Annotated in this window: 23 protein-coding genes and 1 tRNA gene; 23 read left to right on the top strand and 1 reads right to left on the bottom strand. The window is 61.7% G+C overall.

The genetic code is table 11. From position 1 onward, the window contains the following. Positions 1-25: 25 nt before the first annotated feature. From NCS00_RS09095 to NCS00_RS09085, 3 genes are all read left to right on the top strand, one after another. Positions 26-682 carry a C40 family peptidase gene (locus tag NCS00_RS09095; protein ID WP_008341795.1) on the top strand — a complete coding sequence of 219 codons (657 nt, stop codon included), beginning with the start codon at positions 26-28 and terminating at the stop codon, positions 680-682. Positions 683-1,039: 357 nt separating this feature from the next. Beyond that, a complete protein-coding gene (locus NCS00_RS09090) occupies positions 1,040-2,584 on the top strand; it encodes a 2-isopropylmalate synthase (protein ID WP_008341793.1) in 1,545 nt (514 codons plus the stop codon). 115 nt (positions 2,585-2,699) lie between these two features. After that, positions 2,700-3,808 (top strand): IS3-like element ISBcen22 family transposase gene (locus tag NCS00_RS09085; RefSeq protein WP_124633364.1). Its coding sequence is split into 2 segments (ribosomal slippage): positions 2,700-2,961 and positions 2,961-3,808, totalling 1,110 coding nucleotides; the frame shifts between segments, so codons are not numbered across the junction. 135 nt (positions 3,809-3,943) lie between these two features. On the opposite strand, the gene NCS00_RS09080 is transcribed toward NCS00_RS09085, so the two are convergent. Then, a complete protein-coding gene (locus NCS00_RS09080; RefSeq protein ID WP_250439942.1) occupies positions 3,944-4,459 on the bottom strand; it encodes a hypothetical protein in 516 nt (171 codons plus the stop codon). Positions 4,460-4,654: 195 nt separating this feature from the next. Here NCS00_RS09080 and NCS00_RS09075 point away from each other — a divergent pair, with 195 nt between their 5' ends. From NCS00_RS09075 to NCS00_RS08980, 20 genes are all read left to right on the top strand, one after another. Further along, positions 4,655-5,944 (top strand): branched-chain amino acid ABC transporter substrate-binding protein, encoded by a 1,290-nt coding sequence (locus tag NCS00_RS09075; protein ID WP_250439940.1) that lies wholly within the window; start codon positions 4,655-4,657, stop codon positions 5,942-5,944. Between the two features lie 160 nt (positions 5,945-6,104). After that, positions 6,105-6,374: a 30S ribosomal protein S15 gene (gene rpsO, locus NCS00_RS09070; RefSeq protein ID WP_008341789.1), complete on the top strand. Its 270-nt coding sequence runs from the start codon at positions 6,105-6,107 to the stop codon at positions 6,372-6,374. A 363-nt stretch (positions 6,375-6,737) separates the two neighbouring features. Next, positions 6,738-8,876, top strand: coding sequence for a polyribonucleotide nucleotidyltransferase (gene pnp, locus NCS00_RS09065; RefSeq protein WP_250439935.1), 2,139 nt, complete (start codon positions 6,738-6,740; stop codon positions 8,874-8,876). Between the two features lie 190 nt (positions 8,877-9,066). Then, on the top strand, positions 9,067-10,083 hold the full coding sequence (locus tag NCS00_RS09060; protein WP_034473898.1) for an NAD(P)H-quinone oxidoreductase: 1,017 nt from the start codon (positions 9,067-9,069) through the stop codon (positions 10,081-10,083). A gap of 177 nt (positions 10,084-10,260) precedes the next feature. After that, positions 10,261-11,034, top strand: a complete 774-nt coding sequence (tpiA, locus tag NCS00_RS09055) for a triose-phosphate isomerase (RefSeq protein ID WP_008341786.1) — start codon at positions 10,261-10,263, stop codon at positions 11,032-11,034. A gap of 88 nt (positions 11,035-11,122) precedes the next feature. After that, positions 11,123-11,500, top strand: a complete 378-nt coding sequence (gene secG / locus NCS00_RS09050) for a preprotein translocase subunit SecG (RefSeq protein WP_175983176.1) — start codon at positions 11,123-11,125, stop codon at positions 11,498-11,500. A 127-nt stretch (positions 11,501-11,627) separates the two neighbouring features. After that, a tRNA-Leu gene (locus NCS00_RS09045) sits at positions 11,628-11,712 on the top strand. Positions 11,713-11,927: 215 nt separating this feature from the next. Further along, the gene (locus tag NCS00_RS09040) at positions 11,928-12,287 is read left to right on the top strand and encodes an NADH-quinone oxidoreductase subunit A (protein ID WP_008341784.1); all 360 of its coding nucleotides are present in this window, start codon (positions 11,928-11,930) and stop codon (positions 12,285-12,287) included. A 61-nt stretch (positions 12,288-12,348) separates the two neighbouring features. Then, positions 12,349-12,828: a NuoB/complex I 20 kDa subunit family protein gene (locus NCS00_RS09035; RefSeq protein WP_006052903.1), complete on the top strand. Its 480-nt coding sequence runs from the start codon at positions 12,349-12,351 to the stop codon at positions 12,826-12,828. A gap of 21 nt (positions 12,829-12,849) precedes the next feature. Further along, positions 12,850-13,452: an NADH-quinone oxidoreductase subunit C gene (locus NCS00_RS09030; RefSeq protein WP_008341743.1), complete on the top strand. Its 603-nt coding sequence runs from the start codon at positions 12,850-12,852 to the stop codon at positions 13,450-13,452. 9 nt (positions 13,453-13,461) lie between these two features. Further along, positions 13,462-14,715 carry an NADH-quinone oxidoreductase subunit D gene (locus NCS00_RS09025; RefSeq protein WP_008341742.1) on the top strand — a complete coding sequence of 418 codons (1,254 nt, stop codon included), beginning with the start codon at positions 13,462-13,464 and terminating at the stop codon, positions 14,713-14,715. A 150-nt stretch (positions 14,716-14,865) separates the two neighbouring features. Beyond that, a complete protein-coding gene (gene nuoE / locus NCS00_RS09020; RefSeq protein WP_008341741.1) occupies positions 14,866-15,351 on the top strand; it encodes an NADH-quinone oxidoreductase subunit NuoE in 486 nt (161 codons plus the stop codon). Next, the gene (gene nuoF, locus NCS00_RS09015; protein ID WP_008341740.1) at positions 15,348-16,670 is read left to right on the top strand and encodes an NADH-quinone oxidoreductase subunit NuoF; all 1,323 of its coding nucleotides are present in this window, start codon (positions 15,348-15,350) and stop codon (positions 16,668-16,670) included. Before nuoE ends, nuoF begins: the two co-directional genes overlap by 4 nt. A gap of 59 nt (positions 16,671-16,729) precedes the next feature. Next, positions 16,730-19,069, top strand: coding sequence for an NADH-quinone oxidoreductase subunit NuoG (nuoG, locus tag NCS00_RS09010; RefSeq protein ID WP_175983175.1), 2,340 nt, complete (start codon positions 16,730-16,732; stop codon positions 19,067-19,069). 2 nt (positions 19,070-19,071) lie between these two features. Continuing rightward, a complete protein-coding gene (gene nuoH, locus NCS00_RS09005) occupies positions 19,072-20,136 on the top strand; it encodes an NADH-quinone oxidoreductase subunit NuoH (protein WP_008341736.1) in 1,065 nt (354 codons plus the stop codon). Positions 20,137-20,157: 21 nt separating this feature from the next. Next, a complete protein-coding gene (gene nuoI / locus NCS00_RS09000; RefSeq protein WP_008341734.1) occupies positions 20,158-20,646 on the top strand; it encodes an NADH-quinone oxidoreductase subunit NuoI in 489 nt (162 codons plus the stop codon). Between the two features lie 154 nt (positions 20,647-20,800). After that, positions 20,801-21,478 carry an NADH-quinone oxidoreductase subunit J gene (locus tag NCS00_RS08995; RefSeq protein WP_008341733.1) on the top strand — a complete coding sequence of 226 codons (678 nt, stop codon included), beginning with the start codon at positions 20,801-20,803 and terminating at the stop codon, positions 21,476-21,478. A 20-nt stretch (positions 21,479-21,498) separates the two neighbouring features. After that, positions 21,499-21,804, top strand: coding sequence for an NADH-quinone oxidoreductase subunit NuoK (nuoK, locus tag NCS00_RS08990; protein WP_007588140.1), 306 nt, complete (start codon positions 21,499-21,501; stop codon positions 21,802-21,804). 17 nt (positions 21,805-21,821) lie between these two features. Continuing rightward, a complete protein-coding gene (nuoL, locus tag NCS00_RS08985) occupies positions 21,822-23,891 on the top strand; it encodes an NADH-quinone oxidoreductase subunit L (RefSeq protein WP_250439932.1) in 2,070 nt (689 codons plus the stop codon). A 13-nt stretch (positions 23,892-23,904) separates the two neighbouring features. Continuing rightward, entirely contained in the window at positions 23,905-25,404 is a 1,500-nt protein-coding gene (locus NCS00_RS08980) for an NADH-quinone oxidoreductase subunit M (protein ID WP_008341712.1), read from the top strand. Positions 25,405-25,413: the final 9 nt, after the last annotated feature.

Below are 25,413 nucleotides of genomic sequence, written 5' to 3'. Positions count from 1 at the left end.
TTTTAATTGTAAAACCTACCGACCGATGCAGCCACTAACGATGACTCAGACATGTGCGCGCGCCGCCGCGAGCATGTTAATCGGCCTTCTGATGACAACAACTTCCGGCGCGTTCGCCGACGAAGTCAGCAGTAGCAGCCAAAATGCCAACAACGGCATTTTCTCCAGCAAATCCAGCGATGCAGCAAGCGCAGACGCCGCCAGCAATCCGGGCGGCGCGAAGTCGTTTCTGTCGGGCGTGGCGAGCAAGGCGGGCGACGTCGTCGTCGGCGCGCTCAACATGATCGGCGTGCGTTATCGCTGGGGCGGCAACACGCCGGATTCCGGTCTCGATTGCAGCGGCTTTGTCCGCTACGTTTTCCAGGACACGCTCGGCATGACCTTGCCGCGCCGCGCCGAGGAAATGAGCCGGGTCGGCGAGAAAGTGACCGTCTCCGATCTGAAGCCGGGCGACCTCGTGTTCTTCAATACGATGCGCCGCTCGTTCTCGCACGTCGGCATCTATATCGGCGACAACAAGTTCGTGCATTCGCCGTCGACCGGCAGCACGATCCGTGTCGACGACATGGAAGACGGCTATTGGGAAAAGCGTTTTCAGGGCGCGCGTCGCATCGAGAACGCGCAAGTCGGCGACGGCGCGGAACTGCGCCAGCGCGTGAGCGCGTCGATCGGCGGTTACTGATCGTCTGTCGGCATCGAAAAAAGCCTGCCTCCTTTGCGGACGCAGGCTTTTTTGTTTTGCGTTCGGGCGCGAGGTAAAGTCAATCGGCGCAATCGGAAAGCCTCATTGCACAGGTCATCAAAAGTCGTTATAGTTTTTGAATGAACTTTTTCACGTTCCCCTTCTCGTTGTTTCCGGCTAGTGCGTCGCTACGCGCACTATCGCTGCTAGCGCGCCTACCGCGCTGATCCTTCACGCCTCCCGTCTGCTCGTCCATTCAGGTTTTCGACGCCAGCGGTGGCGCGAACACCCGAATTCCCTTTTGAGTTTCGTCTCGATATCTCCAACAATCGATAAATCTCCCCACAGGAGCCCAACATGGCAGCAGACAAGTTGATCATCTTCGACACGACCTTGCGCGATGGCGAGCAGTCCCCCGGCGCGTCGATGACGAAGGAAGAGAAGATCCGCATCGCGAAGCAACTGGAACGCATGAAGGTCGACGTGATCGAGGCGGGCTTCGCGGCCAGCTCGAACGGCGACTTCGACGCGATCCACACCATCGCGGGGCTCGTGAAGGACAGCACGGTCTGCTCGCTCGCCCGCGCGAACGACAAGGACATCCAGCGCGCCGCCGATGCGCTCAAGCCCGCCGGCCAGTTCCGTATCCACACGTTCATCGCGACGTCGGCGCTGCACATGGAGAAGAAGCTGCGCATGACGCCGGAGCAGGTCTACGACCAGGCGCGCCTCGCGGTGCGTTTCGCGCGTAAGTTCACGGATGATGTCGAATTCTCGCCGGAAGACGGCAGCCGCTCGGATATCGATTATCTCTGCCGCGTGCTCGAAGCCGTGATCGACGAAGGCGCGCGCACCATCAATATCGCGGATACGGTCGGCTACGGCGTGCCGGAGCTCTACGGCAATCTCGTCAAGACGCTGCGCGAGCGCGTGCCGAACTCCGACAAGGCGATCTGGTCGGTGCATTGCCACGACGACCTCGGCATGGCGGTCGCGAATTCGCTCGCGGGCGTGCAGATCGGCGGCGCGCGTCAGGTCGAATGCACGATCAACGGTCTGGGCGAGCGCGCGGGCAATACGTCGCTCGAAGAAATCGTGATGTCAGTGAAGACGCGCAAGGATTACTTCGGCCTCGATCTGGGCATCGACACGACGCAGATCGTGCCGACCTCGAAGCTCGTCTCGCAGATCACCGGTTTCGTCGTGCAGCCGAACAAGGCGGTCGTCGGGGCGAATGCGTTCGCGCACGCTTCGGGCATCCATCAGGACGGCGTGCTGAAGGCGCGCGACACCTACGAAATCATGCGCGCGGAAGACGTGGGCTGGAGCGCGAACAAGATCGTGCTCGGCAAGCTGTCGGGCCGAAATGCGTTCAAGCAGCGTCTGGAAGAACTGGGCGTGACGCTCGAATCCGAAGCAGATGTGAACGCGGCATTCGCGCGCTTCAAGGATCTCGCCGACCGCAAGGCCGAAATCTTCGACGAAGACATTATGCAGATCGTCTCCGAGGAATCCGCCGAGGCGCAGGCGAAAGAGCACTTCCGCTTCGTGTCGATGAAGCAGCATTCGGAAACCGGCGAGCAGCCGCAAGCGAAGGTCGTGTTCGCGGTGGAAGGCACCGAAGTCACGGGCGAAGCGCGCGGCAACGGTCCGGTCGATGCGACGCTGCACGCGATCGAATCGAAGGTCGAGAGCGGCGCGGAGCTCGTGCTGTATTCGGTCAACGCGATCACGACCGGCACGCAGGCGCAGGGCGAAGTCACCGTGCGTCTGTCGAAGAGCGGTCGCATCGTGAACGGCGTGGGCACGGATCCGGACATCGTCGCGGCGTCGGCGAAGGCGTACATCGCCGCGTTGAACAAGCTGCATTCGAAGGTCGAAAAGCTCAATCCGCAGCTTTGATTCGATCGGTCGAAACGCAAAAAAGCCCTCTTCGTGATCTGCTCTAGAAATCGTGGACACAAATGAGTGTTAGTGTTTCGGAGGCAATTTTCCCAATAGGAACGGGAGGTTGGCGATGAAGCGCAAGCAATATTCGGTGGAGCAGATCGTGGCCGCGCTCAAGCAGGCTGAGCTGGGCATGCCGGTGGCGGATCTGGTTCGGCAGCTCGGGATATCGGAGCAGACGTATTACCGATGGAAGAAGCAGTACGCGGGTCTGGAGTCGAACCAGGTCCGCGAACTGAAGCAACTCCAGGATGAGAACGAGCGGCTCAAGAAGCTAGTTGCGGAACTGAGTCTGGACAAGGCCATCCTGCAGGATATCGCCACAAAAAAGTGGCCGCGCCCGCGCTGAAGAGACAGGCAGTGAGCTACATCGTGGATCACTACGGTCTTCCGACGCAGCGGGCGTGCCGGCTGGTCAAGCAAGCTCGCAGTACCCACTACTATCGCAGCGTCAAGGACCCGCAAACGGCACTGCGTCAACGCATGCGCGAGATTGCGCAGACGCGCGTTCGATATGGCTACCGGCGCGTGCACGTGCTGCTCAAGCGTGAAGGTTGGCGTGTGAGCCGTAATCGGGTCTATCGGCTCTACGCCGAAGAGCAGCTTCAACTGCGTTCGAAGCTACCCAAGCGCCGCAAGATGGTGGTATCGCGCCGCGAGCGTTGCGTGCCGGTTCGTCCCAATGAAGTCTGGAGTCTGGACTTTGTGGCGGACCAGTTAGCCGACGGCACCCGCTTGCGCGCCCTGACGGTCGTGGACATCTTTAGCCGTGAAGCGCTGGCCATTGAAGTAGGCAAGCGCTTGCGTGCCGAGGACGTCGTGTCAGTGCTGAATCGTTTGGTGGCTCAGCGCCGCGCACCGAGGTTCCTGTTCGCCGATAACGGCAGCGAATTCTCGGGTCGCCTGCTGGACATGTGGGCCTACCACTACAAGGTGCAGATCGACTTCAGCCGGCCAGGCAAGCCCACCGACAACAGCTTCATCGAGACATTCAACGGCTCGTTCAGGGACGAATGTCTGAACCTGCACTGGTTCGAATCGTTGGCGGAAGCCAAACGAGAGATCGAGGCTTGGCGCCGCGACTACAATGAGACTCGACCTCACATGGCGCTCAAAGAGCTAACACCGGGTGAATTCGCCCGGCAATACAGCCTCCGGCCCACGGCCGAAGGCTCATGAAAGACCGAACACTAACGCTCGGCACTGTCCAAGAAATCCAAGCGGTTCAAAAAAACACCCCAAATCGTTGAACGGGTGTCCAACTTTTGGGGTGCAGTTCATCGCGCGAGGGCTTTTTACATGGCGTCGATGCGCTCAGAACAGATTGCGCCGATCCGGATCGTGCAACGGATCGGGCGTTTTCTGCGTCATGCGCAAGATGCCCTGCTCGTCGAAATAGAAGTTGTACATCAGATACCAGATGTTCGCCTCCATGTAGCGATAGCTCCAGACTTCGCGCTTCATCAGCGGAAAGTACGACGTCTCCACGGGCCGCCCGAAGTTCACGAGCACGTCCTGCCTCGTCCAGGTGCCGATCTGCGCCTTGTAGAACTCGTTTTCGTCGAGCACTTGCCGAACATTGACGATCTTGCCGGAAGCGTCGATATCGGCGGCGGTGGTGAATTCGCCGAGCGGTTGCGTCGGCCACATCAGGCGCTTGCCGCCATTGAGCAGATCGTAGATTTCGCGCGGCGGGCCGAGGCGGGCGGTGATCGTCGAGGCATCCGCGCCAGCCTGATAGTTCTGCCACGGCTGCGCGCAGGCGGACAGAAGGAGCGCGACCCCGGCGCATGTCAGCGATGCGCGCATGCGGTTGAGTATGTGCAGCATTGAAGCCTCCACGTGCTTGCTCCTCGCGGCGGCGAGCAGCGTTTGTTCGATGTTTCCCGTGATTTTGACATGCGCGCGCGGCAAAGCATTCTCCGATACGTCGCGGCATTCAAGCCGATGTGTCGGCAATCGCGACTTGCGCGGGGCGCGCGCTGCAGCCTATGATCCGCGCTTTCGGCGGATCGGCGGAAACTCATGAAGAACGGAACCAGCGCGCGCGCGATGCAATGGCTGCGCATCGCGGCATCGGCGTGTCTTGCCTTGTCCATGACGGCGCGGGCGGCCGAATTGCCACCCATCAAGCTCGCGCTGATCGAAGGCATGTCCGGCCCGTTCGCGAACGCCGGCGCAATGGTCGAGCGCAATCTGCGTTTCGGCGTCGAGCGCGTGAACGCGCAAGGCGGCGTGAAGCTCGCGGACGGCGCGCATCCGCTGCAACTCGTCGTGCTCGATGGCAAGGGCAGCAGCGAGGCGAGTCTCGTGCAGCTGCGTGCGGCGATCGACGAGAAGATCGGCTTCGTCATGCAGGGCAACAGTTCGGCGGTGGCGGCGGCGCTCGTAGCGGCTGTCGACCGCCAAAACGCTCGCGAGCCGGATCGCCGCGTGCTGTTCCTCAATTATTCCGCCGACGATCCCGCGCTCACCAACGACGCGTGCAGTTTCTGGCATTTCCGCTTCGACGCGCACGCCGGCATGCGGATGGATGCCCTCGCCGATGCGCTGAAAGACGATCGCGCGGTGAAGAAGGTCTATCTGCTCAATCAGGATTACAGCTTCGGCCACGACGTGAGCCGCGAGGCACAGCGCGCGCTCAGGGAGCGGCGCCCGGACATCGCGATCGCGGGCGACGAATTTCATCCGATCGGGCGCGTGAAGGATTTCGCGCCTTACATCGCGAAAATCCGCGCGAGTGGAGCGGACGCGGTGATCACCGGAAACTGGGGCAACGATCTGACGCTTCTCGTCAAAGCCGCGCGCGAGCAGGGGCTCGACACGAAGTTCTACACGTTCTACGGCAACAGTCTGGGCGCTCCGGCCGCGCTCGGCGATGCCGGCGTGAAGCGCGTGATCGCCGTGGCGGACTGGCATCCGAATGCGGGCAGCGCTGCTTCGGACGCGTACTATCGCGCGTTCAGAGCCCGCTATCCTGCCGCCGCGGACGATTACCTTGTCGCGCGTATGCCGCTGATGGTAGAAATGCTCGCCGCCGCGATGACGCACGCAAAAAGCGCGGACCCGCTCGCGGTGGCGCGCACGCTCGAAGGCATGAAGTTCGACGGCGAAGGCTTCCACCCGATGACCGTGCGTGCCGAAGATCATCAGGTGATCCAGCCCCTTTACGTCATGGAAATGGACAAGGCGGGGACGAAAGGCGTCGCGCTCGATAACGAAGGCTCGGGCTACGGCTTCCGCACGCTTCAGAGCGTCCCCGCCGACAGGACGGCGCAACCGACGACGTGCCGCATGTCGCGCCCGCCGCGCTAAGGCGCCGATTCGCCCCGCGCAGAAGTGCTTCGGCGAGACATTGCACTGTGCTATACTTTGCGCTTCGTTTTTGGCGCATTGCCGGAAACGATTCACTTTTTGTAAATCCACGGCACGGCCTTTCTTCCGTGACCGCCTGTCTGTATCAAAGGAAAAGCAAATGTCCGTAGCAGAAATCAAGAAATCCGACATCGTCGCTGAATACGCACGCGGCGCAAACGACACCGGTTCTCCCGAAGTGCAAGTCGCACTGCTGACGAGCCGCATCAACGAACTCACCGTCCACTTCAAGTCGCACTCGAAGGATCACCACAGCCGCCGCGGTCTGCTGCGCATGGTGAGCCGTCGTCGTAAGCTGCTCGACTACCTGAAGGGCAAGGACGCGGATCGTTATCGCTCGCTGATCGAAAAGCTGGGTCTGCGCAAGTAATTGGCGCCAAGCGTGGCTTTGCGGCCAACGTCCTAATGAAGTGCCTGTGTCAGTCCGCTGATACAGGCACTTTGTTTTTGTGCGTTTCGGTCACGAAGTGGTGCCCGATCGTGTTTTCGGCAATCGGCGCCCGGAGTTGCCACGCAGTCGGAAGTTTCGGCAGTTCATAAGCTTTATCCCGGATGAGTCCATCCGGTCCGACACTCGGTCCAGCCTCGCAGCGGAGCTTTGTGTCATTCCAGCGCGACGACGTTCATCGAAACGCATCGCGCTGGAATGGCATAACACACCTCTCAAGCGCGGCTCCGGACCTTCCCGCACGCGCCAGTCGACCGGCGCGGCGCAAACGTAGAAGGAGTCGAAATGTTCAATAAGATCGTCAAAGAGTTCAAGTGGGGACAGCACAACGTCCGCCTCGAAACGGGTGAAATCGCCCGTCAGGCGAGCGGCGCGGTGATCGTCGATGTCGAAGATACCGTCGTGCTCGCAACCGTCGTCGGCGCGAAGACCGCCAAGCCGGGCCAGGACTTCTTCCCGCTGACCGTCGACTACCTCGAAAAGACCTATGCCGCCGGCAAGATCCCGGGCGGCTTCTTCCGCCGCGAAGGCCGTCCGTCGGAAGGCGAAACGCTGATTTCGCGTCTGATCGACCGCCCGCTGCGTCCGCTGTTCCCGGAAGGCTTCTATAACGAAGTTCAGGTCGTGATCCACGTCCTGTCGCTGAACCCGGATGTTCCGGCCGACATTCCGGCGCTGATCGGCGCGTCCGCCGCGCTCGCCGTGTCGGGACTGCCGTTCAACGGTCCGGTCGGCGCGGCACGTGTCGCGTACATCAACAATGAGTACGTGCTGAACCCGACGCGCCCGCAGATGAAGGAATCGGCGCTCGATCTGGTCGTCGCGGGCACGGAGCGCGCGGTGCTGATGGTCGAATCGGAAGCGCAGCAGCTGTCCGAAGAAGTGATGCTCGGCGCGGTCGTTTTCGGCCACGAGCAGATGCAGACCGCCATCGACGCGATCCATGAACTCGTGCGCGAAGGCGGCAAGCCCGAGTGGGACTGGCAGCCGGCGCCGAAGAACGAAGCGCTCATCGCGCGCGTCACGGAAATCGCCAAGCCGGAACTCGAAGCGGCTTATCAGTTGCGCAACAAGCAGGCGCGCTCGGCCAAGCTGAAGGAAGTCTACGCGGCGACGTCGGCGAAGCTGGCGGAAGAAGCCGCGACGGGCGGCACGGTCGCGGCCGATGCGGCGACGGTCGGCAACGTCCTGTTCGATATCGAAGCGAAGATCGTCCGCACGCAGATCCTGAACGGCGAGCCGCGCATCGACGGCCGCGACACGCGCACCGTTCGTCCAATCGAAATTCGTACGGGCGTATTGCCGCGCACGCACGGCTCGGCGCTCTTCACGCGCGGCGAAACGCAGGCGCTCGTCGTCGCGACGCTCGGCACGAAGGGCGATGAGCAAAGCATCGACGCACTCGAAGGCGAATACCGCGAGCGCTTCATGCTTCACTACAACATGCCGCCGTTCGCGACGGGCGAAACCGGCCGCGTCGGTTCGCCGAAGCGCCGCGAAATCGGCCACGGCCGTCTGGCGAAGCGCGCGCTGGTCGCGTGCCTGCCGAGCGCCGACGAGTTCGGCTATTCGATTCGCGTCGTGTCGGAAATCACTGAATCGAACGGTTCGTCGTCGATGGCTTCGGTCTGCGGCGGCTGCCTCGCGCTGATGGACGCCGGCGTGCCGATGAAGGCGCACGTCGCGGGCATCGCGATGGGCCTGATCCTCGAAGGCAACAAGTTCGCGGTTCTGACCGACATCCTCGGCGACGAAGATCACCTCGGCGACATGGACTTCAAGGTCGCCGGCACGTCGCAGGGCGTCACGGCGCTGCAGATGGACATCAAGATCCAGGGCATCACGAAGGAAATCATGCAGGTCGCGCTCGCGCAGGCCAAGGAAGGCCGCATGCACATCCTCGGCAAGATGACCGCCGCCGTTCCGACGACGAACACGGAACTGTCGGACTACGCGCCGCGCATGATCACCATCAGGATCAATCCGGAGAAGATCCGCGACGTGATCGGCAAGGGCGGTTCCGTGATCCGCGCGCTGACGGAAGAAACCGGCACGACCATCGACATTTCGGACGACGGCGTCGTGACGATCGCGAGCACGAGCGCGGAAGGCATGGCCGACGCGAAGAAGCGCATCGAGAACATCACGGCGGAAGTGGAAGTCGGCCAGGTCTACGAAGGCCCGGTGCTCAAGCTGCTCGATTTCGGCGCGATCGTGAACATTCTGCCGGGCAAGGACGGTCTGCTGCACATCTCTGAGATCGTCAACGAGCGCGTGAAGGACATCAACGACTATCTGAAGGAAGGCCAGATCGTGAAGGTCAAGGTCATCCAGACGGACGAAAAGGGTCGTGTGCGTCTGTCGGCGAAGGCGCTTCTGAACGAAGGCGCGCAGCAGGCAGAACCGACGCACCCGCAGCAGTAATGCGGTAATGTGTAGACGGCCGGCCGCTTCAGCGAGCCGGCCGTTTTCATGTATGACGCTTGGGACGCTATGCATTGTCCGACGCGTCATCGGACTCGATGGCAGTGTGTGGAGCGCGGATTGCTTCGAGGCGCGCGCAGTGCCATCCGGTTCGGATGCACACTAACTCTGGGCGGCACAGGGAGAGCATATGAAGGCCATCGAAATCACTGAGTTCGGCGCACCCGAAGTTCTCAAACTCGGCGAGCGTCCGACGCCTGCGCCGGGCAAGTGCGAGGTGTTGATCAAGGTGGCCGCTTCCGGCGTCAACCGGCCGGACGTGTTCCAGCGCAAGGGCGCTTATGCGCCGCCGCCGGGCGCGTCGGATCTCCCGGGGCTGGAGGTTGCCGGTGAAATCGTCGATGGCGATTTCGATCCGAAGCACAACCCGTTCGGTCTGAAAAAAGGCGATCGCGTGTGCGCGCTGCTCGCGGGCGGCGGATACGCCGAATACGCGGTGGCCCCGCTCGAACAGTGTCTGCCGGTGCCGAAGGGTCTGTCGGACATCGAGGCGGCATCCTTGCCGGAGACGTTCTTCACGGTGTGGAGCAACGTGTTCGAACGCGGTCAGTTGGGCGCGGGCGAGAACGGCGAGGAAGAAACGCTGCTCGTGCAGGGCGGGTCGAGCGGCATCGGCGTGACGGCGATTCAGATCGCCAAAGCGCTCGGCTTTCGCGTGTTCGCCACGGCCGGCACCGATGAAAAGTGCCGCGCGTGCGAAGCGCTCGGCGCGGAGCGGGCGATCAACTACAAGACGGAAGATTTCGTCGAAGTGGTGAAGTCGCTGACGAACGATCGCGGCGTCGACGTCATTCTGGATATGGTCGCTGGCGACTATCTTCAGCGCGAGCTCAAGGCGCTTGCCGACGGCGGGCGCATCTGCGTGATCGCGCTGCTCGGCGGCGCGAAGGCGGAGATCAATCTGAACGACGTGCTGCGCCGGCGTCTCGTCATCACGGGTTCGACGCTGCGTCCGCGTCCCGTCGCATTCAAGGCGAAGCTCGCGGCGAAGCTGAAGGAGCGCGTCTGGCCGGAAATCGAGGCGGGGCGCATCAAGCCGGTGATCCATCAGGTGTTCCCGGCGCGCGATGCAGCCGCCGCGCACGCACTGATGGAAAGCAGTACGCACGTCGGCAAGATCGTGCTCGACTGGCGCGACGACGCGTGAAATTCGCCGGGAGGGAGCGTTTCATGTTGCGGCTCGCTTTTGATGGTTTGACCGGTTTCGTCGTAACACAGTAAAATCGCCTGTTTTGCAGGCAGTTTGCGGTTCGTAGCGGTTCATTCTTATAACAGGGCGGCTGACCACGTGCATGCAACAAGCCGCCACCGACTGACGAGACATATGTCCAGAGAACGAGCGAAACTGGTGGTGGGCAACTGGAAGATGCACGGCCGCATCGGAGAAAATGCGACCTTGCTGATCGAGGTCGCCGCGGGCGCATCGGCTTTGCAGAAGGGCGTGAGCGTCGGCGTGTGCGTGCCGTGTCCGTATCTCGCGCAATCGCAAGCGCTGCTCAGCGGCTCGGTGGTGCGCTGGGGCATTCAGGACGTGTCGGCGCATACGGGCGGTGCGTTCACCGGCGAAGTCGCGGCCGAGATGGCGGCGGACTTCGGCGTCACGTACGCGATCGTCGGGCATTCGGAGCGACGCGCGTATCATCGCGAAAGTCCGGAACTCGTCGCGTCGAAAGCGCAGCGCGCGATCGAAGCGGGCCTTACGCCGATCGTCTGTGTCGGCGAGACGCTGGAAGAACGTGAGGCGGGCACGACGGAGCGGATCATCGGCACGCAGCTCGAAGCCGTGTTGCAGGCGCTCACGGAAGAGCAGGCGGCGGGCATCGTGGTCGCGTACGAACCGGTCTGGGCGATCGGTACGGGCAAGACCGCGCGGCCGGGGCAGGCGCAGGATGTTCATGCGTTTCTGCGTCACAAGCTGCTGGAGAAGGGCGCAACGGTTGCGAACGTGCCGCTCTTGTATGGCGGCAGCGTGAAGCCGGAAAACGCGGAAGAGCTGTTCGGGCAGAAAGACATCGACGGCGGGCTGATTGGCGGCGCGTCGCTGAAGTCGAAAGATTTTCTGGCGATCTGCCGGGCGGCGCAAACCGTGACGCATTGAGCGTCGAACGGCGAGCGGGCACGGCAGGCGAAAGAGCATAGTGCGACACGAAGGTGTCACGGAAACATCAGGAATCGGGTGAGTTGAAATGCTGTATTTGAAGACATTGATTATCGTCGTTCAGTTGCTGTCGGCGTTGGGTGTAATCGGCCTCGTGCTGCTCCAGCACGGCAAGGGCGCGGACATGGGCGCGGCGTTCGGCAGCGGCGCATCGGGCAGTCTGTTCGGTGCGACGGGTTCGGCCAACTTCCTGTCGCGTACCACGGCCATTCTCGCCGCGATCTTCTTCGTGACGACGCTGGCGCTGACCTATCTCGGAAGCTATAAGCCGCAGACGTCCGCGGGTGTGTTGGGCGGTGCGGCTCCTGTGCCGGCATCGGCTCCGGCCGTGGCCGCATCGGGAGCGTCTGCGCCTGTGTCGGCACCGGTTGCATCGTCGGCGCCGGGTGCTGACGTGCCCAAATAACGACGGAACAGATTTTTCGCGGATTTTGCATTTTGTGCGTTGAACAATTCCAAGGGCCCAGTTATAATTCAAGTCTTGAAGCGATTCGCGGCAATTAAGAAGTAGTTTTCCCGGATTGCAGTACAGTGCCGACGTGGTGAAATTGGTAGACACGCTATCTTGAGGGGGTAGTGGCGAAAGCTGTGCGAGTTCGAGTCTCGCCGTCGGCACCAAAGTTATCCAATGCCAGCCGCTTGCATCGCTTCGGCTGGCATTGTCACTTCTGGAGTACGCTTACGTTTTTACGGCGGCATCGACAACATCAAAGCGGTTGTCACGTTGTGCTGATATCGTGAGCGGTCCCAAGTGATATCTCCTGCCGGGTGGTCCGTCCCGGCTGAAGCGCCCCAATCAATTACAGGCCACATCTACCGATCTGAGGATAGCCTTGAACCTCGCACCCTATTACCCCGTCTTCTTGTTTCTTCTGGTGGGCCTTGGTTTAGGTATAGCGTTGGTCAGCATTGGCAAGATCCTCGGTCCCAACAAGCCCGACACCGAGAAAAACGCGCCGTACGAGTGCGGCTTCGAAGCGTTCGAAGACGCGCGTATGAAGTTCGATGTGCGTTACTATCTCGTCGCGATTCTTTTCATCATTTTCGACCTTGAGACGGCGTTCCTGTTCCCGTGGGGTGTTTCCCTGCGCGATATCGGCTGGCCTGGTTTCATCGCGATGATGATTTTTCTGCTCGAATTTTTGCTCGGTTTCGCCTACATCTGGAGAAAGGGCGGACTCGACTGGGAATGACAGTTAGATCACCGGATTCATGGGCGGCTTTGGCTGGCTGCTCATCTGGAGTGGAAAACAAATGAGTATCGAAGGGGTCTTGAAGGAAGGCTTTGTCACCACCACGGCTGACAAGCTCATCAACTGGACGCGCACCGGCTCCCTGTGGCCGATGACGTTCGGTCTCGCATGCTGCGCGGTCGAGATGATGCACGCGGGCGCCGCCCGTTACGACCTGGACCGTTTCGGCGTGGTGTTCCGCCCGAGCCCGCGCCAGTCGGACGTGATGATCGTCGCCGGCACGCTCTGCAACAAAATGGCGCCCGCGCTTCGTAAGGTGTACGACCAGATGGCCGAGCCGCGCTGGGTCATCTCCATGGGCTCGTGCGCGAACGGCGGCGGCTACTATCACTATTCGTATTCCGTCGTGCGCGGCTGCGACCGGATCGTCCCGGTCGACGTCTACGTTCCCGGTTGTCCTCCGACCGCCGAGGCGCTGGTCTACGGCGTGATCCAGTTGCAGGCGAAGATTCGCCGCACCAACACCATCGCCCGTCAGTAAGGGCCTGAGTCTCCCCAAACTATGGCAAGCAAACTCGAGACCCTCAAAGCGAACCTCGAGACGGCGTTTGGCGGCCGTCTCCAGAGCATTACCGAGTCGCTGGGTCAGGTGACGGTCGTCGTCAAGGCGGCCGACTATCTGGACGTCTGCAAGCAGTTGCGCGATGACCCGTCGCTGCGCTTCGAGCAGCTTATGGACCTCTCCGGCGTCGATTATTCGACGTATGGCGACGGCGTCTACGACGGTCCGCGTTTCGCGGCAGTCAGTCATCTTCTCTCGATCACGCACAACTGGCGCGTGCGCGTGCGCGTATTCGCTCCGGACGACGAAGTGCCCATCGTGGCTTCGGTGGTCGATATCTGGACGTCGGCGAACTGGTACGAGCGCGAAGCGTTCGACCTCTATGGCATCGTATTCGAAGGCCATCCCGATCTGCGCCGCATTCTCACGGACTATGGTTTCATCGGTCATCCGTTCCGCAAGGACTTCCCGATTTCCGGCTACGTCGAAATGCGCTACGACCCGGAAGAGAAGCGCGTGGTGTACCAGCCCGTGACGATCGAACCGCGCGAAATCACGCCGCGCGTGATTCGCGAAGATCGCTATGGCGGTCTGAAACATTAAGAGAACGCCATGGCAGAGATCAAGAATTACACGCTGAACTTTGGCCCGCAGCACCCGGCAGCGCACGGCGTGCTGCGCCTCGTGCTGGAACTCGACGGCGAAGTGATCCAGCGCGCCGACCCGCACATCGGTCTGCTGCATCGCGCGACCGAGAAGCTCGCCGAGACCAAGACCTTCCTGCAGTCCGTGCCGTACATGGACCGTCTCGACTATGTGTCGATGATGGTCAACGAGCACGGCTACGTGCTCGCTATCGAGAAGCTGCTCGGCATCGACGTGCCGATCCGCGCGAAATACATTCGTGTGCTGTTCGACGAAATCACGCGCGTGCTGAACCATCTGATGTGGATCGGCTCGCACGCGCTCGACGTCGGCGCGATGGCGGTCTTCCTTTACGCGTTCCGCGAGCGCGAAGATCTGATGGACGTCTACGAGGCGGTGTCGGGTGCGCGCATGCACGCGGCGTACTATCGTCCGGGCGGCGTCTATCGCGATCTGCCGGACGCGATGCCGCAATACAAGGCGTCGAAGATCCGCAACGCGAAGGCGCTCGACAAGATGAACGAGAACCGTCAGGGCTCGTTGCTCGACTTCATCGAGGACTTCTTCAATCGTTTCCCGGGCTGTGTCGACGAGTACGAAACGCTGCTCACCGACAACCGCATCTGGAAGCAGCGTCTCGTGGGCATCGGCGTGGTGAGCCCGGAGCGCGCGTTGCAGATGGGCTTGAGCGGCGCGATGCTGCGCGGCTCGGGCATCGAGTGGGACTTGCGCAAGAAGCAGCCGTACGAAGTGTACGATCAGCTCGACTTCGACATCCCCGTCGGCGTGAACGGCGACTGCTACGACCGCTATCTGGTGCGCGTGGAAGAAATGCGCCAGTCGACGCGCATCGCCAAACAGTGCATTGCGTGGCTGCGCAAGAATCCTGGCCCTGTGATGGTCGATAATCACAAGGTTGCACCGCCGTCGCGCGTCGGCATGAAGAGCAACATGGAAGAGCTGATTCATCATTTCAAGCTCTTTACCGAAGGCTTCCATGTGCCGGAAGGCGAAACGTACGCTGCGGTCGAGCATCCGAAGGGCGAGTTCGGCATCTACCTGATCTCGGATGGCGCGAACAAGCCGTATCGCCTGAAGATTCGCGCGCCGGGCTATGCACACCTCGCAGCGCTCGATGAAATGGCGCGAGGCCACATGATCGCCGACGCAGTGACGATCATCGGTACGCAAGACATCGTGTTCGGCGAGATCGATCGCTGATTCATCGGCGCCTGCGCGGTCGGCTCGCCGAGCCGCTGCGCAAGAAACGCGAAAGCAATAACAGGAACCCGCAGGAACGCCAGGTCTGCCGCAATACGAAGGGCGCGGCAGGTTTTCGTTCGGTAGGAATTGAAAGAGTCGTGTCTGAAAATGATCTCAGCTGAAGGCCTGAAAGAAATCGATCGCGCGGTCGCGAAGTATCCCGCCGAGCAAAAGCAATCGGCGGTGATGGCGGCGCTCGCTGTCGCTCAGGAAGAGCATGGTTGGCTCTCGCCCGAAATCATGCAGTTCGTGGCCGATTACCTGAGCATGCCGCCGGTCGCGGTGCAGGAAGTCGCCACGTTCTACACGATGTACGAGCTGAAGCCGGTCGGCAAGCACAAGATCACGCTCTGCACGAATCTGCCCTGCCAGCTCGGCCCGGATGGCGGTTCGGACAGCGCTGCCGAATATCTCAAGCAGAAGCTTGGAATCGATTTCGGCGAGACCACGCCCGACGGCAAGTTCACGCTAAAAGAAGGCGAGTGCTTCGGCGCGTGCGGCGACGCACCTGTGCTGCTCGTGAACAACCATCGCATGTGCAGCTTCATGAGCCGCGAGAAGATCGACCAGTTGATCGAGGAACTTTCGAAATGACGTCACTCCACGATCGTCACATCAAGCCGCTGATCCTCGCTGGCCTCAATGGCGAGAACTGGCATCTCGAAGATTACGTCGCGCGCGGCGGCTACAAGCAGTTGCGCCGCATTCTCGAAGAAAAGATTCCACCCGAGCAGGTGATCGCCGACGTCAAGGCGTCGGGTCTGCGCGGCCGCGGCGGCGCGGGCTTTCCGACCGGCCTGAAGTGGAGCTTCATGCCGCGTCAGTTTCCGGGGCAGAAGTATCTCGTCTGCAATTCGGACGAAGGCGAGCCGGGCACGTTCAAGGATCGCGACATCCTGCGCTGGAATCCGCACGCGCTGATCGAAGGCATGGCCATCGGCGCGTATGCAATGGGCATCACCGTCGGCTACAACTATATCCACGGCGAGATTTTCGAGGTCTATCGCGTGTTCGAAGCGGCGCTCGAAGAAGCGCGTCAGGCCGGCTATCTGGGCGCGAACATCCTGGGCTCGGGTTTCTCGTTCGAGCTGTACGCGCACCATGGTTACGGCGCGTACATCTGCGGTGAAGAAACCGCGCTGCTCGAATCGCTCGAAGGCAAGAAGGGCCAGCCGCGCTTCAAGCCGCCGTTCCCGGCGAGCTTCGGCGTGTACGGCAAGCCGACCACGATCAACAACACCGAGACGTTCGCGGCGGTGCCGTTCCTGCTGGAAATCGGCCCGCAGAATTACCTCGAGATCGGCAAGCCGAACAACGGCGGCACGAAGATTTTCTCCGTCTCGGGCGATGTGAACCGTCCGGGCAACTACGAGATTCCGCTCGGCACGCCGTTCTCGACGCTGATGGAACTGGCGGGCGGCGTGCGCGGCAAGTCGATCAAGGCCGTGATTCCGGGCGGCTCGTCCGCGCCGGTCGTGCCGGGCGACATGATGCTCGCGACCGACATGGACTACGACTCGATCGCGAAGGCCGGCTCGATGCTGGGCTCGGGCGCGGTCATCGTGATGAACGAAACGCGCTGCATGGTGCGCTCGCTGTTGCGCCTGTCGTACTTCTACTATGAAGAGTCGTGCGGCCAATGCACGCCGTGCCGTGAGGGCACGGGCTGGCTGTATCGCGTCGTGCATCGCATCGAGCACGGTCTCGGCCGCAAGGAAGATCTGGATCTGCTGAACTCGGTCGCCGAGAACATCATGGGCCGTACGATCTGCGCGCTCGGCGATGCAGCGGCGATGCCCGTGCGCGGCATGCTCAAGCACTTCTGGGACGAATTCGAATATCACGTCGAGCACAAGCATTGTCTCGTCGGCGGGCACGCGCATCACGCGCCGTCCGAAGCGCTTACCGCGTAATCAGGCGCGCAGTCAGATGCGCGACAACGCTCGAGAAGGGTTGAGGATCTTTATCCATCATGGTTGAACTAGAAATTGACGGCAAGGCGGTCGAGGTGCCTGAAGGCAGCATGGTGATCCAGGCTGCGCACAAGGTCGATACGTACATCCCTCACTTTTGCTATCACAAGAAACTGTCGATCGCGGCGAACTGCCGGATGTGCCTCGTCGAAGTCGAAAAGATGCCGAAGGCCGTTCCCGCCTGCGCCACGCCGGTATCGAACGGCATGATCGTCCGCACGACGTCGGACAAGGCCGTGAAGGCCCAACAGTCGGTGATGGAATTCCTGCTGATCAACCACCCGCTCGATTGCCCGATCTGCGATCAGGGCGGCGAGTGCCAATTGCAGGATCTGGCCGTCGGTTACGGCAAGTCGCAGTCGCGCTATAGCGAAGAAAAGCGCGTGGTGTTCCACAAGAACGTCGGTCCGCTCATCTCGATGGAAGAGATGTCGCGCTGCATCCACTGCACGCGCTGCGTGCGCTTCGGCCAGGAAGTCGCCGGCGTGATGGAGCTCGGCATGCTGGGCCGTGGCGAGCATTCGGAAATCACGTCGTTCGTCGGCAAGACCGTGGATTCGGAGCTGTCGGGCAACATGATCGACCTGTGCCCGGTCGGCGCGTTGACGAGCAAGCCGTTCCGCTACAGCGCCCGTACGTGGGAACTGTCGCGCCGCAAGTCGGTGAGCCCGCACGATTCCGTCGGCGCGAACCTCGTGGTGCAGGTGAAGAACAACCGCGTGATGCGCGTTCTGCCGATGGAGAACGAAGCCATCAACGAATGCTGGATCTCCGACAAGGACCGCTTCTCGTACGAAGGCCTGAACAGCGACGAGCGTCTCACCGCGCCGATGCTGAAGCAGGGCGGCAACTGGATCGAAACCGACTGGCAGACCGCGCTCGAGTACGTCGCGAAGGGCCTGAAGGGCATCAAGGCGGATCACGGCGCGAATGCCATCGCCGCTTTGGCCACGCCGCACAGCACGGTCGAAGAACTGCATCTGCTGAAGACGCTGGCTGAAGGCGTCGGCACGCCGAACGTCGATTTCCGTCTGCGTCAGAACGATTTCTCGGCGCCGGTCGGCGTCGGCGCGCCGTGGCTCGGCACGAAGATCGCGAATCTGTCGACTATCGACACTGCGTTCGTCATCGGCTCGTTCCTGCGTCGCGATCATCCGCTGTTTGCCGCGCGTCTGCGTCAGGCCGCGAAAAACGGCGCGAAGCTCACGTTCCTCAACGCAAGCAACGACGACTCGCTGATCCCGACCGCGCATCGCCTGGTCGCGGCGCCGTCGGCGTGGCTCGATCAGCTTGCGGGCATCGCTGCGGCGGTTTCGGAAGCGCGCGGCGTCGCGCTGCCGGACGCATTCGCGGGTCGCGAAGTGTCGGCCGCGGCGAAGGACGTCGCGGCGTCGCTGTCGGCGGGCGAACAGCGCGTCGTGCTGCTCGGCAACCTCGCGGTTCAGCATCCGGATTTCGCGCAGATTCAGGCGGCCGCCCAGTGGATCGCCGACAATACCGGCGCGACGCTCGGCTTCCTCACGGAAGGGGCGAACTCGGTCGGCGCGCATCTCGTCGATGCATTGCCGGGCGAGGGCGGTCTCAACGCGCGCGAAGTGTTCGAGCAGCCGCGCAAGGGCTACGTGCTCTTCAACGCGGAACCGGAATTCGATACGGCCAATCCGGCGCAAGCCATCGCCGCGCTCAAGGCGGCGGAAATGGTCGTCGTGATGTCGCCGTTCAAGCACGGCATGGACTACGCGGACGTGCTGCTGCCGATCGCGCCGTTCACGGAAACGTCGGGCACGTTCGTCAACGCGGAAGGCACGGCTCAGTCGTTCAATGGCGTCGTGCGCGCGCTGGGCGAGACGCGTCCGGGCTGGAAGGTGTTGCGCGTGCTGGGCACGATCCTCGGCCTGCCGGGCTTCGAGTTCGACACCGCTGACGAAGTGCGTGTCGCGGCGTTGGGCACGGGCGATCTGACCGCGCGTCTGTCGAACAAGACGACGGTGCAGGCCAAGCGCGCTGCATCGAACGTCGTGTTGAACGGCAGCGGCCTGCAGCGTCTCGCCGATGTACCGATCTATCACGCCGATGCGCTCGTGCGCCGCGCGCCCTCGTTGCATTTGACGGCAGCCGCACGCGATGCAAACGTGGCGGGCCTCCCGACCGCGCTCTTCGACAAGCTCGGTCTGAAGGATGGCGAAGCAGTGCGTATTCGCCAAGGCAATCTGTCGGTGACGTTGCCCGCGGTCCGCGATGCGAATCTCGCGGAATCGGTGGTCCGCGTGTCGGCGGGCACGACGGCTGGCGCCGCGCTCGGCGGCCTGTTCGGTGAACTGGTAGTGGAGAAGGCGTAAAAATGGGCTTGTTCGATACGATCAACGCAGGCGGCACGCAGCTTCTGGGCGTCGCATGGCCGACGGTGTGGGCGGTGGTCCGCATCCTGGTGGTTTCGGTGGTCATCCTGCTGTGCGTGGCCTACCTGATTCTCTGGGAACGCAAGCTCATCGGCTGGATGCACGTGCGTCTCGGCCCGAACCGCGTCGGCCCCGCAGGCTTGCTGCAGCCGATCGCCGACGTGCTGAAGCTTCTGCTCAAGGAAGTCATTCAGCCGACGGCTGCGAGCAAGTGGATCTATGTGATCGCACCGATCATGACCGTGGTGCCGGCGTTCGCCGTGTGGGCGGTGATCCCGTTCCAGGCGAAAGCGGTGCTCGGCGACATCAACGCGGGTCTGCTGTACATCATGGCGATTTCGTCGATCGGCGTATACGGCGTGATTCTGGCGGGTTGGGCGTCGAACTCGAAGTACGCGTTTCTCGGCGCGATGCGCGCCGCGGCGCAGATGGTGTCCTACGAAATCTCGATGGGCTTCGCGCTCGTCGTGGTGCTGATGGTCGCGGGCACGCTGAACATGTCCGACATCGTGCACTCGCAGCAGCGCGGCATGTTCGCGGGCTGGGGCATCAACTTCCTGTCGTGGAACTGGCTGCCACTTTTGCCGATGTTCGTCGTGTACTTCATCTCGGGCATCGCGGAAACGAACCGTCACCCGTTCGACGTGGTGGAAGGCGAATCGGAAATCGTCGCCGGTCACATGATCGATTACTCGGGCATGGCGTTCGCGCTGTTCTTCCTCGCCGAGTACATCAACATGATCGTGATCTCGGCGATCGCAGCGACGCTGTTCCTCGGCGGCTGGGATGCACCGTTCGGCTTCCTGTCGTTCATTCCGGGCGTATTCTGGTTCGTTTTCAAGGTTTTCCTGCTGCTGTCGGTCTTCATCTGGGCGCGCGCGACATTCCCGCGTTACCGCTACGACCAGATCATGCGTCTCGGCTGGAAGGTGTTCCTGCCGGTGTCGGTGATCTGGGTGGTCGTGGTCGGTTTCTGGATCATGTCGCCGCTCAACATCTGGAAGTAAGCGAGCGCGGACGAAAACATCATGAATGCTATTCAGAACTTCTTTAAGACCTTCTTCCTGACCGAGTTGCTCAAGGGTCTTGCGCTGACGGGACGTTACACGTTCCAGCGCAAGATCACGGTGCAGTTCCCGGAAGAAAAGACGCCGATCTCGCCGCGTTTTCGCGGTCTGCACGCGCTGCGCCGCTATGAGAACGGCGAAGAGCGCTGCATCGCCTGCAAGCTGTGCGAAGCGGTGTGCCCGGCGATGGCGATCACGATCGAATCGGAAACGCGCGCGGACAACACCCGTCGCACCACGCGTTACGACATCGACCTGACCAAGTGCATCTTCTGCGGTTTCTGCGAGGAGAGCTGCCCGGTCGATTCGATTGTCGAAACGCACATCCTCGAATATCACGGCGAAAAGCGCGGCGACCTGTATTTCACGAAGGACATGCTGCTTGCGGTGGGCGATCGCTACGAAACGGAAATCGCCGCATCGAAGGCGGCCGACGCGCCTTATCGTTGATATGCGTCCGATGCCCGAGCCTCATGTTCCGGCATCGCACCGTAGCGATTTTGTTGTTGCTGTTTGGCACACTGCGGCGCGCGCCGAGGGCGGCTCCTGTCCGAAAGCGCCGACACACCATGCCTGATGATGGCCTAACGATGAACCGGTAATCATGGAATTCACAACCGTACTGTTCTATATCTTCGCGCTGCTGCTGGTCGTTTCCGCGCTGAAGGTGATCACTTCGCGCAACCCGGTGTCGTCCGCGCTCTTCCTCGTGCTCGCGTTCTTCAACGCGGCCGCGATCTGGATGCTGCTGCAAGCCGAATTCCTCGCGATTCTGCTGGTTCTCGTATATGTCGGCGCCGTGATGGTGCTGTTCCTGTTCGTGGTCATGATGCTCGACATCAACATCGATGTCCTGCGCAAGGATTTCAGGCGCTTCGTGCCGCTCGCGAGCATCGTCGGCGCGATCATCGTGATCGAGACCGCGCTGATCCTTTGGCACGGCTACGGCGGCACGATCACACCCGAAACGTCGACGGCGGTGACGGGCGCAGCGGCGATGTCGAACACGCAACTGATCGGCAAGGTCATCTACACCGACTACATCTTCGCGTTCGAAATCGCCGGCCTCGTGCTGCTGGTTGCGATCATCGCGGCGATCTCGCTCACGATCCGCGACAAGAAGGACAAGAAGACCCAAACCGTCAGCCAGCAGGTCAAGGTGCGCCGCGAAGACCGCGTGCGCCTCGTGAAGATGCAGGCCGAAACGCAGGCGCCCGACGCCTCCACGGAACCTGCCGTGACCGGCAACATCGGCGCGGGCACGGTCGACAACAAGGGCTGAGCGCGAAGGAGAAATCGAATATGTTGAGTCTTGCCCATTACCTCGTGCTCGGTGCGATCCTCTTTGCGATCAGCATCGTCGGCATCTTCCTGAACCGCCGCAACGTCATCATCATCCTGATGGCCATCGAATTGATGCTGCTCGCGGTGAACACCAATTTCGTCGCGTTCTCGCACTATCTGGGCGACGTGCACGGCCAGATCTTCGTGTTCTTCGTGCTGACTGTCGCCGCCGCTGAAGCCGCGATCGGTCTCGCGATTCTCGTGACCCTGTTCCGTAGCCTCGACACGATCAACGTCGAGGACCTCGATCAGCTCAAAGGTTAATTTCAGGCTAGGCTGTTATGTCCACGACACTCAATGAAAACCTCCTGCTCGCGGTTCCGCTGGCGCCGCTTGCCGGCTGTCTGATCGCGGGGCTGTTCGCGAAATGGGTAGGGCGCAAGGGCGCGCATCGCGTCACGATCCTCGGCGTCTTCATCTCGTTCATTCTTTCGGCGATCGTCTTCAACGACGTGATGCACGGCGCGAGCTTCAACGCGACCATCTACGAATGGATGAGCGTCGGCACGCTGAAGATGGAAGTCGGCTTCCTGGTCGACTCGCTCACGGCGATGATGATGGTCATCGTGACCTTCGTCTCGCTGATGGTGCACATCTACACCATCGGCTACATGGCGGACGAGGAAGTCGGCTACGAGCGCTTCTTCTCGTACATCTCGCTCTTCACGTTCTCGATGCTGATGCTCGTCATGAGCAACAACTTCCTGCAGCTGTTCTTCGGCTGGGAAGCAGTGGGCCTCGTGTCGTACCTGCTGATCGGCTTCTACTTCACGCGTGAGAGCGCGATCTACGCCAACATGAAGGCGTTCATCGTGAACCGCGTGGGCGACTTCGGCTTCCTGCTGGGCATTGGCCTGCTGCTCGCGTTCGCCGGTTCGCTGAACTATGGCGACGTGTTCGCGCAGGGCGACAAGCTCGCGACGATGACGTTCCCCGGCACGCAATGGGGTCTGCTGACGGTCGCGTGCATTTGCCTCTTCATCGGCGCGATGGGCAAGTCGGCGCAGTTCCCGCTGCACGTCTGGCTGCCCGACTCGATGGAAGGCCCGACGCCGATCTCCGCGCTGATCCACGCGGCAACGATGGTGACGGCCGGCATCTTCATGGTGACGCGCATGTCGCCGCTCTTCGAGCATTCGGATGCGGCGCTTTCGTTCGTGACGGTCATCGGCGCGATCACGGCCTTGTTCATGGGCTTCCTCGGCGTCGTGCAAAACGACATCAAGCGCGTGGTCGCGTACTCGACGCTCTCGCAGCTCGGCTACATGACGGTCGCGCTCGGCGTCTCGGCTTATCCGGTCGCCGTGTTCCACCTCGGCACGCACGCGTTCTTCAAGGCGCTGCTGTTCCTCGGCGCGGGCTCGGTCATCATCGGCATGCACCACGATCAGGACATGCGCAACATGGGCGGCCTGCGCAAGTACATGCCGATCACCTGGATCACATCGCTGATCGGTTCGCTCGCGCTGATCGGCACGCCGTTCTTCTCGGGCTTCTACTCGAAGGATTCGATCATCGAAGCCGTGAAGTACTCGCATCTGGCGGGCTCGGGCTTCGCGTATTTCGCGGTGGTCGCGAGCGTGTTCGTCACGTCGCTGTACTCGTTCCGTATGTACTTCATGGTGTTCCACGGCGAAGAGCGCTTCCGCGGTCCGAAGCATCCCGACTCGCCGATGGGCCAGGCGGAAGCGCACGGCCACGGTCATGATCCGCACGGTCATCACGACGATCACGGTCACGGACACGCTCACGTCCCGCACGAAACGCCTTGGGTCGTGACGCTGCCGCTCGTGCTGCTCGCGATTCCGTCGATCATCATCGGCGCGATCATGATCGGCCCGATGATCTACGGCGACTTCTTCTCGCACGGCGTCGTGTTCGACAAGGTGATCTACATCGCCGAGAACCACGAAGGCCTGAAGGAAATGGCCGAAGAGTTCCACGGCTGGATTGCGATGGCGCTGCACGGCATCATCACCCCGGGTCCGGTGTGGCTCGCGGCGCTCGGCGTGATCGTCGCGTGGTTCTTCTACATGAAGCGTCCGGACCTGCCGGCGGTTGTCGCGCGCACGTTCCGCCCGATCTACGTGCTGCTCGACAACAAGTACTACTGCGACAAGATCAACGAGGTCGTGTTCGCGAAGGGCGCTGTCGCCATCGGCCGCGGCTTGTGGAAAGAGGGCGATGTGGTCGTCATCGACGGCATCGTCAACGGCAGTGCGCGGTTCATGGGCTGGTTCGCCGGTGTGATCCGCTTCCTTCAATCCGGTTACATCTATCACTACGCGTTCGCCATGATTATCGGCATGTTGGGGCTCTTGACCCTGTTTGTGACGCTCGGCGGCAAATAAGGCGAGGGATCCTATGCACTCTTTTCCGATTCTCAGTGTCGCGATCTGGCTGCCGATCGTTTTCGGCCTGCTCGTGCTCGCGGTTGGTAACGACCGCAACCCGGCGCCCGCGCGCTGGGTCGCGCTGGTCGGCTCGGTGCTCGGGCTGATCGTCACGATTCCGCTCATCACCGGCTTCGATACGTCGACGGCCGCGCTGCAGTTCGTCGAACAGTCGAACTGGATCGAGCGCTTCAACATCACGTATCACCTCGGCGTCGACGGCATCTCGATGTGGTTCGTCGTGCTGACCGCGCTCATCACGGTGATCGTCGTGATCGCCGGCTGGGAAGTGATCACCGAGCGCGTGTCGCAGTACATGGCCGCGTTCCTGATCCTCTCGGGCATCATGATCGGCGTGTTCTCGACGGCGGACGGCCTGCTGTTCTACGTGTTCTTCGAAGCCACGCTCATTCCGATGTACATCATCATCGGCGTGTGGGGCGGCCCGAACCGCGTGTATGCGGCGTTCAAGTTCTTCCTGTACACGCTGGCCGGCTCGCTGCTGATGCTGGTCGCGCTGCTGTACCTCTACACGCAGACGCACACGTTCGATCTGGCGACGTGGCAAGCCGCGAAGCTCGACATGACGCCGCAGGTGCTGCTGTTCATCGCGTTCTTCCTGGCGTTCGCCGTGAAGGTGCCGATGTGGCCGGTGCACACGTGGCTGCCGGACGCGCACGTCGAAGCGCCGACGGGCGGTTCGGTCGTGCTGGCGGCGATCATGCTGAAGCTCGGCGCGTACGGTTTCCTGCGCTTCTCGCTGCCGATCGCGCCGGACGCGAGCCATTTCCTCGCGCCGGTGGTCATCACGCTGTCGCTGATCGCGGTGATCTACATCGGTCTCGTCGCGATGGTGCAGTCCGACATGAAGAAGCTCGTCGCGTATTCGTCGATCGCGCACATGGGCTTCGTCACGCTCGGCTTCTTCATGTTCGGTGCGTCGAGCCAGCTCGCGGTCGAAGGCGCGATCATCCAGATGATCTCGCACGGTTTCGTATCGGGCGCGATGTTCCTTTCGATCGGCGTGCTGTACGACCGCGTGCACTCGCGCCAGATCGCGGATTACGGCGGCGTCGTGAACACGATGCCCAAGTTCGCGGCATTCGTGATGCTCTTCGCGATGGCCAACTGCGGCCTTCCGGGTACCTCGGGTTTCGTCGGCGAATTCATGGTGATTCTGGCGGCGGTGAAGTACAACTTCTGGATCGCTTTCCTCGCGACGTTCACGCTGATCCTCGGCGCGGCCTACACGCTGTGGATGTACAAGCGCGTGTACTTCGGCGCGGTCGCGAACGACCACGTCGCGAAGCTCAAGGACATCAACGGGCGTGAATTCCTGATGCTCGCCATCCTTGCGCTGTTCACGCTGTACATGGGCCTGCATCCGAAGCCCTTTACCGACGTGATGCACGAATCCGTGGCAAACCTGCTCTCCCACGTCGCGCAGTCCAAGCTGCCGCTGGCTCAGTAACGTCGTGCG

This window comes from Caballeronia sp. AZ1_KS37, from assembly GCF_023631165.1.
In the GTDB taxonomy this organism is placed as follows: Bacteria; Pseudomonadota; Gammaproteobacteria; order Burkholderiales; family Burkholderiaceae; genus Caballeronia; species Caballeronia zhejiangensis.
The sequence above is the reverse complement of the archived record's forward strand: the minus strand, read 5'-3'. Positions and strand labels throughout refer to the sequence as shown.